Source organism: Bacteroides xylanisolvens XB1A (genome assembly GCF_000210075.1).
Classification (GTDB): domain Bacteria; phylum Bacteroidota; class Bacteroidia; order Bacteroidales; family Bacteroidaceae; genus Bacteroides; species Bacteroides xylanisolvens.
In genome coordinates this window covers 4208810-4219497 of sequence record NC_021017.1, presented here as the reverse complement: position 1 = coordinate 4219497, position 10688 = coordinate 4208810, and the positions used below count along the sequence as shown (strand labels likewise).

The 10688-nt window shown below is 41.4% G+C and carries 11 protein-coding genes and 2 tRNA genes; 11 read left to right on the top strand and 2 right to left on the bottom strand.

Annotation, left to right across the window (positions count from 1 at the left end; all coding sequences use genetic code 11):
- Window positions 1-201 precede the first annotated feature (201 nt).
- From gap to BXY_RS16040, 7 genes are all read left to right on the top strand, one after another.
- Window positions 202-1212: a type I glyceraldehyde-3-phosphate dehydrogenase gene (gene gap, locus BXY_RS16070; protein WP_004316172.1), complete on the top strand. Its 1011-nt coding sequence runs from the start codon at window positions 202-204 to the stop codon at window positions 1210-1212.
- 173 nt (window positions 1213-1385) lie between these two features.
- Window positions 1386-3446 (top strand): M3 family metallopeptidase, encoded by a 2061-nt coding sequence (locus BXY_RS16065; RefSeq protein WP_015532440.1) that lies wholly within the window; start codon window positions 1386-1388, stop codon window positions 3444-3446.
- A gap of 24 nt (window positions 3447-3470) precedes the next feature.
- On the top strand, window positions 3471-3962 hold the full coding sequence (locus BXY_RS16060; protein ID WP_004316170.1) for a DUF4847 family protein: 492 nt from the start codon (window positions 3471-3473) through the stop codon (window positions 3960-3962).
- A gap of 15 nt (window positions 3963-3977) precedes the next feature.
- Window positions 3978-4427 (top strand): dCMP deaminase family protein, encoded by a 450-nt coding sequence (locus BXY_RS16055; protein WP_004316169.1) that lies wholly within the window; start codon window positions 3978-3980, stop codon window positions 4425-4427.
- A gap of 30 nt (window positions 4428-4457) precedes the next feature.
- On the top strand, window positions 4458-6209 hold the full coding sequence (locus BXY_RS16050; RefSeq protein WP_008645625.1) for a S41 family peptidase: 1752 nt from the start codon (window positions 4458-4460) through the stop codon (window positions 6207-6209).
- Window positions 6187-6714 carry a 5-formyltetrahydrofolate cyclo-ligase gene (locus BXY_RS16045; protein WP_004316167.1) on the top strand — a complete coding sequence of 176 codons (528 nt, stop codon included), beginning with the start codon at window positions 6187-6189 and terminating at the stop codon, window positions 6712-6714. Before BXY_RS16050 ends, BXY_RS16045 begins: the two co-directional genes overlap by 23 nt.
- Entirely contained in the window at window positions 6659-7450 is a 792-nt protein-coding gene (locus BXY_RS16040) for a histidinol-phosphatase (RefSeq protein WP_008645624.1), read from the top strand. The genes BXY_RS16045 and BXY_RS16040 overlap by 56 nt, the downstream gene beginning before the upstream one ends.
- Here BXY_RS16040 and BXY_RS16035 read toward each other — a convergent pair.
- Window positions 7437-7724: a DUF721 domain-containing protein gene (locus BXY_RS16035; protein ID WP_004316165.1), complete on the bottom strand. Its 288-nt coding sequence runs from the start codon at window positions 7722-7724 to the stop codon at window positions 7437-7439. The two genes, BXY_RS16040 and BXY_RS16035, sit on opposite strands and share 14 nt — an antisense overlap.
- Window positions 7711-8829 (bottom strand): DNA replication/repair protein RecF, encoded by a 1119-nt coding sequence (gene recF, locus BXY_RS16030; RefSeq protein WP_008645622.1) that lies wholly within the window; start codon window positions 8827-8829, stop codon window positions 7711-7713. The genes BXY_RS16035 and recF overlap by 14 nt, the downstream gene beginning before the upstream one ends.
- Before the next feature lie 160 nt (window positions 8830-8989).
- Here recF and BXY_RS16025 point away from each other — a divergent pair, with 160 nt between their 5' ends.
- The 4 genes from BXY_RS16025 to BXY_RS16010 all read left to right on the top strand — a co-directional run bounded on the left by BXY_RS16025 (window position 8990) and on the right by BXY_RS16010 (window position 10533).
- Window positions 8990-9673: a tetratricopeptide repeat protein gene (locus BXY_RS16025; protein WP_004316163.1), complete on the top strand. Its 684-nt coding sequence runs from the start codon at window positions 8990-8992 to the stop codon at window positions 9671-9673.
- Window positions 9674-9823: 150 nt separating this feature from the next.
- Window positions 9824-10318 (top strand): 6,7-dimethyl-8-ribityllumazine synthase, encoded by a 495-nt coding sequence (ribH, locus tag BXY_RS16020; protein WP_004301766.1) that lies wholly within the window; start codon window positions 9824-9826, stop codon window positions 10316-10318.
- A gap of 51 nt (window positions 10319-10369) precedes the next feature.
- Window positions 10370-10452: transfer RNA gene (locus tag BXY_RS16015), tRNA-Tyr, on the top strand.
- An 8-nt stretch (window positions 10453-10460) separates the two neighbouring features.
- Window positions 10461-10533 (top strand) — tRNA-Gly (locus BXY_RS16010).
- Window positions 10534-10688: the final 155 nt, after the last annotated feature.

Sequence of the window (10688 nt, the reverse complement as noted above, 5' to 3'; positions counted from 1 at the left end):
ATGACGTTACCTTTCATGGCAAACGCCTTAAAGTCCTGTAAAAATGTACTCTTTCCCATCTTTTTTCAATATTTAATGTGAATTTAATGCGCGAATATAAAAACATTTTTGTAATTTTGCACCGCATTTGAAAATAAAACAAGTGCGGAGGTAGAGAGATATTTGAACAAATATTATAAAACCCTTAAAAGTTTAAACAAAATGATTAAAGTAGGTATTAATGGATTCGGACGTATCGGACGTTTCGTTTTCCGCGCTGCAATGACAAGAAACGATATTCAAATCGTAGGTATCAATGACCTTTGCCCGGTTGATTACTTGGCTTACATGCTGAAGTATGATACAATGCACGGTCAATTCGACGGTACTATCGAAGCAGATGTTGAAAACAGCAAATTGATCGTTAACGGTCAAGCTATCCGTATCACAGCTGAAAGAAATCCGGCTGACTTGAAATGGAACGAAGTAGGTGCAGAATACGTTGTTGAATCTACAGGTTTGTTCTTGAGCAAAGACAAAGCTCAGGCTCACATCGAAGCTGGTGCAAAATATGTTGTAATGTCAGCTCCTTCTAAAGATGACACTCCGATGTTCGTTTGCGGTGTAAACGAAAAGACATACGTAAAAGGTACTCAATTTGTATCTAACGCTTCTTGTACTACTAACTGTTTGGCTCCTATCGCTAAAGTATTGAACGACAAGTTCGGCATCCTTGACGGTTTGATGACTACAGTTCACTCTACAACTGCTACTCAGAAAACAGTTGACGGTCCTTCTATGAAAGACTGGAGAGGTGGTCGTGCTGCTTCTGGCAACATCATACCTTCTTCTACTGGTGCTGCTAAAGCTGTAGGTAAAGTAATCCCTGCATTGAACGGCAAATTGACTGGTATGTCTATGCGTGTTCCGACTTTGGACGTATCTGTAGTTGACTTGACAGTTAACTTGGCTAAACCGGCTACTTACGCTGAAATCTGCGCTGCAATGAAAGAAGCTTCTGAAGGCGAATTGAAAGGTATCCTGGGTTACACTGAAGATGCAGTAGTTTCTTCTGACTTCTTAGGTGACGCTCGTACTTCTATCTTCGACGCTAAAGCAGGTATCGCTTTGACTGATACTTTCGTTAAAGTTGTATCTTGGTATGACAACGAAATCGGTTACTCTAACAAAGTTCTTGACTTGATCGCTCACATGGCATCAGTTAACGCTTAATTAGAAGCTTGAACCATATAGAAAACCGCTGCGGGAAACCGTAGCGGTTTTTTTATACATTTCATTTTATATATTGTTAAAAAGCAACGTGTTATCCGTTGAATAAGCGACAATTTTAGTAGCTTTGTACTTCTATGGAGAGATTATTAATAACATTGATACTAGTTTGCACTATGAGCAATATAACAAACGCCCAGAATCCTTTCTACGGGCAATACCATACGCCGCACGGAACCGTGCCATTCGACCGGATTGAAACTGAACATTATGAGCCTGCTATCCTCGAAGGAATCAAGCTGCAAAATGCTGAAATAGAGGCTATCATACAGAATCCGGAAAAGGCTGATTTTAGCAATACGATAGAAGCTTTCGAAGAATCAGGGGAATTACTGGATAAAGTAGTTGCCGTCTTCGGTAATATGTTGAGCGCAGAAACGAATGACGATCTGCAAGAACTCGCTCAAAAGATTATGCCGTTGCTTAGTGAACACAGCAATAATATCACACTGAATGAAAAGTTATTCGCACGTGTGAAAGAAGTGTATAACCAAAAAGAGACTTTGCAACTGACACAGGAACAAAAACAGTTACTGGAAAATGCATACAACAGTTTTGTTCGTCATGGTGCCAATTTGGAAGGAGAAGCGCGGGAAGAGTACCGCCGCCTGACTAACGAGTTGAGTAAACTGACGCTTACTTTCAGTGAAAACAACCTGAAAGAAACAAATGCCTATCAGATGCTGTTGACAAAAAAGGAAAGTCTCGCCGGATTACCCGAAATTATCATAGAAGCTGCTGCTGAAACAGCCAAGAGCGAAGAAAAAGAAGGATGGGCGTTCACGCTTCATGCTCCAAGCTACGTTCCTTTCATGACGTATTCCGATAATCGTGATTTACGCCAGAAATTGTATATGGCTTACAATACAAAATGTACGCACGATAACGAATTCAATAATATCGATATCGTAAAAAATATAGCCAATACACGTATGAAAATAGCCCAGCTATTGGGATACAAAGACTATGCGGAATACACGCTAAAGAAAAGAATGGCTGAAAACAGTGAGTCTGTATACAAGCTGCTCAACCAACTGCTGGAAGCATACGCTCCTACCGCACAACAAGAATACAAAGAAATACAAGAACTGGCCCGCGAAGAGCAGGGAGATGATTTCGTTGTAATGCCTTGGGACTGGAGTTATTATTCAAACAAACTGAAAGACAAAAAATTCAATATCAATGAAGAAATGCTCCGTCCTTACTTCGAATTGGAACAAGTGAAGAGAGGAGTGTTTGGACTAGCTGAAAAGTTATATGGAATTACTTTCCGGAAAAATACAGAAATTCCGGTTTACCATAAAGAAGTGGAAGCCTTTGAAGTGTTTGATAAAGACGGAAAATTCTTAGCCGTCTTATATACTGACTTCCACCCGCGTTTAGGTAAGCGCGCCGGAGCTTGGATGACGAGTTACAAAGACCAATGGATAGATAAAAAGACTGGCGAAAACAGCCGTCCGCATGTATCCGTTGTGATGAACTTTACCAAGCCAACCGAGAATAAGCCTGCTTTATTAACATTCAATGAAGTAGAAACATTCTTGCATGAGTTCGGACATAGCCTGCATGGCATGTTTGCCAATTCCACTTACAGAAGTTTAAGCGGAACCAATGTATATTGGGACTTTGTGGAGCTTCCTTCGCAGATTATGGAGAACTTCGCCATAGAGAAAGATTTCCTCAATACATTTGCCCGTCATTATCAGACAGGAGAAGTTTTACCGGATGAATTAATAAAACGTCTTGTAGATGCTTCTAATTTTAATATTGCCTATGCTTGTCTGCGACAACTAAGTTTCGGTTTACTCGATATGGCGTGGTATACTCGCGACACTCCTTTTGAAGGAGACGTGAAAGCTTATGAACAGGAAGCCTGGAAGGATGCACAAATATTGCCGGTTGTGCCGGAAGCTTGCATGAGTACGCAGTTCTCCCATATCTTTGCTGGTGGATATGCTGCCGGATACTATAGTTATAAATGGGCGGAAGTACTGGATGCTGACGCTTTCTCATTGTTCAAGCAAAAAGGAATATTCAATCAGGAAGTTGCAGACTCGTTCCGCAATAATATCCTGTCGAAAGGAGGAACAGAACATCCGATGGTACTTTATAAACGTTTCCGCGGGCAGGAACCAAGTATTGATGCTTTATTAATCAGAAATGGAATAAGAAAGTAAGTATTAAGTTATTAGATATAAAATATGAAGAGAAGTATATTTCAAATAGTAGGATTGCTTTTATTGCTTCCTTTATTTTCAGGATGTAATGATTCGGACGATTTGCAAGGTATATTCACCGGAAAGACATGGAAACTGACCTACATCAATCTAAAGGATAAAGGCGGGTGGATGAATGGTTTTAGTGAGAAAAGCATCAAAATATTGAATGAAAATCAAGAATCCTATACAATAACTTTCACAGGAACCGAAGAAGATAACAGAATTTCTAATGGTGCTGTCAAAGGGAGAATTATCACTGCAGATCTTACAGGCACCTGGAGTGCTAATGGAAAGAATAATGAATTTCATGCTAGCGTTACCAATGTCAATGAGAATGATGATTTAGCTAAAGAATTTATAAAAGGGCTAAACAATGCCTCTTCATACATAGGGGATGACAATGGATTATTCTTATATTATAATCCGGCCGGAAGCCAGCAAACATACGTATTGGCATTTCATGTACAAAGATAGCAAATAATTAACAACATGGACATTGAAAAGAAACAATTAGAACTTGACAAACGTTATATACGCATGGCCAGTATATGGGCTGAAAATTCCTATTGCCAACGCCGTAAAGTAGGAGCTTTAATTGTTAAAGATAAAATGATTATCTCCGACGGATATAACGGAACGCCTTCCGGTTTTGAGAATGTATGCGAAGATGAAAACAATCTGACAAAACCATACGTTCTGCATGCGGAAGCAAATGCCATTACCAAAATAGCACGTTCAAACAACAGTAGCGACGGTGCTACCATGTACGTCACCGCCTCTCCTTGCATCGAATGTGCGAAGTTAATCATACAGGCAGGGATCAAACGGGTAGTTTACTCCGAACATTACCGCCTGGAAGATGGAATTGAGTTATTAAAACGGGCGGGAATCGAAGTTATCTACACAGAATTAGATAACCATTCCTCTCCAGATAAATAAGAAGACGAACGTTTTAAAAAAGGAATAGACATGAGTACAAAAAACTCTTCACGTTTTACACCTGTCATCATAGCAGTCAGCGTGGTAGTCGGGATTCTTATCGGTACATTTTATGCCAAGCATTTTGCCGGCAACCGTTTGGGTATTATCAACGGCTCCTCCAATAAGCTAAACGCATTGTTACGCATTGTAGACGATCAATATGTCGACACCGTAAACATGACCGATTTAGTGGAAAAAGCCATGCCGCAGATTCTGGCCGAATTAGATCCACATTCAACTTATATCCCAGCCCAAAATCTCGAAGAAGTCAACTCGGAACTGGAAGGTAGCTTTAGCGGAATCGGTATCCAGTTTACCATACAGAACGACACCATTCATGTGAATGCAGTCGTTCAGGGTGGCCCTTCTGAAAAGATAGGATTGATGGCGGGCGACCGTATTGTTACCGTGGACGACAGTTTGTTTGTCGGTAAGAAAGTAACCAACGAACGGGCTATGCGCACTCTGAAAGGTCCGAAAGGTTCACAAGTGAAATTAGGTATCAAACGAACAGGAGAAAAAGACTTATTGCATTTCAACATTACCCGTGGAGACATTCCTCAAAATACCGTTGATGCAGCTTATATGCTAAACGATGACATTGGTTACGTGAAAGTCAGCAAATTCGGACGTACCAGCCATGTAGAATTATTGAATGCACTGGCACAACTCAACCATAAAAAATGCAAAGGTCTAATCATTGACCTCCGCGGTAACACCGGAGGATATATGGAAGCTGCCATTCGCATGGTGAATGAGTTCCTGCCCGAAGGCAAATTAATCGTATACACTCAAGGCCGTAAATATCCACGTGCAGAAGAATTCGCCAACGGTACAGGTAGCTGTCAGAAAATGCCACTCGTCGTATTGATTGACGAAGGTTCTGCTTCTGCCAGTGAAATCTTCACCGGAGCTATTCAGGATAACGACCGGGGTACAGTTGTAGGACGCCGTTCCTTTGGTAAGGGGCTTGTGCAACAACCGATCGACTTCAGTGACGGTTCAGCCATCCGCCTGACAATCGCCCGCTACTACACTCCATCCGGACGCTGTATCCAACGCCCATACGAAAGCGGTAAAGATCGTAACTACGAACTGGATTTATATACCCGTTACGAACATGGGGAATTCTTCTCACGCGACAGTATCAAGCAGAATGAAAGCGAACGTTATAACACCAGCTTGGGACGTACTGTTTATGGCGGTGGTGGTATCATGCCGGATATATTCGTACCGCAAGATACAACGGGAGTCACCTCTTATCTTTCTACTGTTATCAACCGGGGACTGACTATTCAATTCACATTCCAGTACACCGACAATAACCGGAAGAAACTTAGCCAATATGAAACAGAGGAAGAATTGCTGAATTATCTTCGTCATCAGGGATTGGTAGAACAGTTTGTCCGTTTTGCCGACAGCAAAGGAGTGAAAAGAAGAAATATCCTCATTCAGAAGTCATACAAACTTTTGGAGAAGAACCTCTTTGGTAATATCATCTACAATATGCTTGGACTGGAAGCTTATCTTCAATATTTTAACAAGACAGATGCTACCGTCATTAAAGGCATTGAGATACTCGAAAAAGGAGAAGCTTTCCCAAAAGCTCCGGTAGCCGTTGAAGAGGAAGAAGTGACGAAGGACAAAAAAGATGGAAAGAAAAAAAGAACTGCGCAAGCGTATAGCATTACTGAAGACCCAACACGCGGATTCGACTATGCGAAAGCTGCAATCAGCTAACATACTGACCGCCCTTGAAGCCCACCCGGCTTTCAGGGCGGCCAATACCGTACTACTATACCATTCGCTAAATGATGAAGTAGACACACATGAGTTTATCCGAAAATGGAGCAATAAGAAGCGAATCTTGCTCCCCGTAGTGGTAGGCGATGATTTGGAGCTTCGGATATATACCGGGCCTGAAAATATGTCAATCTGTGGTGTCTATGGCATAGAAGAACCAACCGGGGAAGCATTCACAGACTATGCAGCCATCGATTTCATCGTCGTTCCCGGAGTAGCATTCGACGCAAAAGGTAATCGTTTGGGACGAGGAAAAGGATACTACGACCGCCTCTTGCCACGCATACCAACAGCTTACAAAGCTGGGATTTGTTTCCCATTTCAATTAGTAGAAGAAGTTCCTGCGGAATCATTCGACGTCCGCATGGATATAATTATAACAATCAATGAAGACGAATTATCACACCCATACCACCCGCTGCCATCATGCGACAGGGAGTGACGAAGAATTTGTTTTAAGTGCCATCAAAGGCGGCTATCAAGAAATAGGCTTTTCAGACCACACTCCGTGGAAATACCACACCAATTATATCTCCGACATCCGCATGCTCCCTGAAGAGTTGCCGGGCTATGTGGAAAGCCTCCGTTCGCTACAAGAAAAATACAAGAATCAAATCAGTATAAAAATAGGATTGGAATGTGAATACTTTCCTGAATATATACACTGGTTAAAAGGAATCATCAAAGAATATAAGCTGGATTACATCATCTTCGGAAATCACCATTTTCATACAGATGAGAAGTTTCCCTATTTTGGCCGGAATACAGATTCGGTAGACATGCTCGAGCTCTACGAAGAGAGTGCTATTGAAGGGATGGAAAGCGGACTATTTGCCTACCTTGCCCATCCGGATTTATTCATGCGTTCCTACCCGGAATTCGATCATCATTGCAAACTGGTCAGCAGACATATCTGCCGAACAGCAGCACGGTTAAACCTACCGTTGGAATATAATCTTGGTTATGAAGAGTATAATGACATTCATGGAATCACCAGCATTCCTTACCCGGATTTCTGGAAAGTAGCCGCCCATGAAGGTTGCACCGCTATCATCGGTGTAGATGCTCACAATAATCAATATCTGGAAAATCCTTTTTATTACAGCCGTGCAACCGAAACACTTCGCAAGCTGGGTATAAAGGTTATAGACAGAATCCCTTTCCTCAACGAAAAATAATGTTTGTAATAACCATAGCACCGACTCTCTGATTGAGTGTGCGCACCAATACCTCACGCCCCATCATCAACTCCTGCCGGAGAGCAGCAGAAGTAAGATGCACATACAATGTCTGATTACGAATATAAAGATTGCTGGTATAAGCCGCCGCCGGTCCTAAGACTTGAGGCCAGGCATCCAACAGTCTTTGTTCGTTCAGCGGAGATTCCAAACTCTCCTGACGAAGAAACTGTTGAATCAGTTTTCCTATTTGTTCGGCATCATTGCGCTTCATCGTCAGCCTCCATTTCTTGAATTGTACCCTCTTCTACACGAAATATCTTATAATCACTACCTACCTTATGTAAAATACGGTCCAGATGCCCCCGGTTCGTATCCGTTATAAATATCTGCCCGAAATTATCTCCGCCCACCAGCTTCACTATTTGCTCTACGCGGGAAGCATCCAGTTTATCAAAAATATCATCTAATAATAATAAAGGAACAGTTCTGCCCGTACGTTTCAAGAAATCAAACTGTGCCAATTTCAACGCCACCAGATATGTCTTATTCTGTCCCTGCGAGCCTTCTTTCTTTATCGGAAATTCGCCCAACAGCATATTTAACTCATCCTTATGAATCCCCCGCAAAGAGAACCCCATTATCTTATCCCGCTCCCTGCTCTGCTTCAACACTTCCAACAAAGAAGCATCCCGTGCATGAGACTCATAAGATAATCCCACAGCCTCTTTATCCTGAGAAATAAAAGAATAGAAAGATTGGAAAATAGGAATAAACTCCCGGATAAACGCTTCACGCTTCCGGAAAACGATTTCACCGGCTTGAGACATCATTTCCTCCCATACAAGAAACAACTCTTCCTCCACCGGGAACTCACTCTTCAGCAATGTGTTACGCTGCGCCAATGCTTTATTATACCGTATCAGTGCTTCAAGATATTCTTTATCATACTGCGAAATCACTACATCCATAAACCGGCGACGTTCATCACTCCCTCCGGCTATCAATTCAGAATCGGCAGGTGAAACCATCACCAAAGGCAGGAAGCCGATGTGATCCGAGAAGCGGCTATATTCTTTCTTATTCCGCTTAAATTGTTTCTTCGAACGGCGTTTCATTCCACAATAAATCTCTTCAGGAGTTCCGTCCTCCGCTTCATAGAAACCCTGGATGACAAAGAAGTCTTGTTCATGACGAATATTCTGCGAATCAATCGGATTGCCGGAACTTTTACAGAAGGATAAGAAATACACTGCATCCAGCAGATTCGTCTTCCCCATCCCATTCAATCCGAAAAAACAATTCAGTTTGGCAGAGAATCCCAGCTCCACCTCTTCCAGATTCTTATAATTTAATATAGATATTCGTTTCAGTATCATTGTGCACACGTTAATTTGTTCACAAAAGTAGCAAGATTTTCGTGGTTTTCGGGTGTAAAACAAAAAAAGATGCTTCTAAATTTCATTTGTAGATATAAAAAAACTACTTTTGCGAGTCGAAATATCAAACTGTGAATAATAACAAAAAGAATCATATAAAATGGCAGAACAAAAGAATCAGAACGAACATCTGAACGTAGAAGATGCACTGACACAATCGGAAGCATTTCTTATCAAGTACAAAAACGCAATTATTGGCGGTGTTGTTGCTGTGATTATTATTGTAGCAGGTTTTATCATGTACAAAAACCTCTATGCTGAACCACGTGAAGAAAAAGCACAAGCAGCTCTTTTCAAAGGACAGGAATACTTTGAACAGGATGCTTTTGAACAGGCTTTAAACGGTGACAGCATCGGTTACACAGGTTTCCTGAAAGTAGCTGATGAGTACAGCGGAACAAAAGCAGCTAATTTGGCAAAAGCTTATGCTGGTATTTGCTACGCACAACTTGGCAAATATGAAGAAGCAGTGAAGATGCTGGATAGCTTCAATGGAAAAGACCAAATGGTTGCTCCGGCAATCTTGGGTGCTGCAGGTAACTGCTATGCACAACTTGGCCAACTGGACAAAGCTGCCTCTACTTTACTGTCGGCAGCAGACAAAGCTGACAACAACACATTAAGCCCGATTTTCCTGATACAAGCCGGAGAAATCCTGGTAAAACAAGGAAAATATGACGATGCAGTAAACGCTTACACTAAGATCAAGGATAAATACTTCCAGTCTTATCAAGCTATGGACATCGACAAATATATCGAACAGGCTAAATTGATGAAAAAATAATACCTTATTATATAAGGAGATCGAGGCACGGATTACACCGGATTAAGCGGATTATCTATTAAAACCGTGGAATCCGTGAAATCCGTGCCTTTCTTCTTAATTTCCCATACTTTCAAACTTCATTTTATAATTCTCAACTTTTAATTTACTATGGCAACAGCTTACCATAACTTATCCGAATATGATTTCAATTCCGTTCCGAATGCAGAAGCAATGAAATTTGGCATTGTCGTATCCGAATGGAACTTCAATATTACCGGTGCTTTACTGAAAGGCGCAGTCGATACATTAAAAAAACATGGAGCAAAAGACGAAAATATTCTGGTAAAAACTGTACCGGGAAGTTTCGAACTAACTTTTGGCGCCAATCAAATGATGGAAAATTGCGATCTTGATGCAATTATTGCAATTGGTTGCGTAATTAAAGGAGATACTCCACATTTTGATTATGTTTGTATGGGAGCAACCCAGGGAATTACCGAATTAAACGCAACTGGCGATATACCAGTTATTTACGGATTAATTACCACAAATACAATGGAGCAAGCAGAGGATCGTGCCGGTGGCAAACTGGGTAACAAAGGAGACGAATGTGCAATTACTGCAATAAAAATGATCGATTTTGTTTGGAGTTTAAATAAATAGTTGTATCTTTGCACCGCAATTGAGAAACAAACCTCCTCAAAAGCAAAAAAAGGGCAAATACCAGAGTGGCCAAATGGGGCAGACTGTAAATCTGCTGTCTTTCGACTTCGGTGGTTCGAATCCATCTTTGCCCACAAAAATTGCGGAAGTAGCTCAGTTGATAGAGCATTAGCCTTCCAAGCTGAGGGTCGCGGGTTTGAGCCCCGTCTTCCGCTCTCCAAAGAGAATCTGAGAAATTAGATTCTCTTTTTTTGTTTTACTTTAGACCGCTAAGATTATGAAACGGCGGCATATCCCTAAAAATTAATTCATTCCGGTACGGAAATGATCCCAAGATACTACCGCTGACAATAACGGCTCAGTCTGAAAC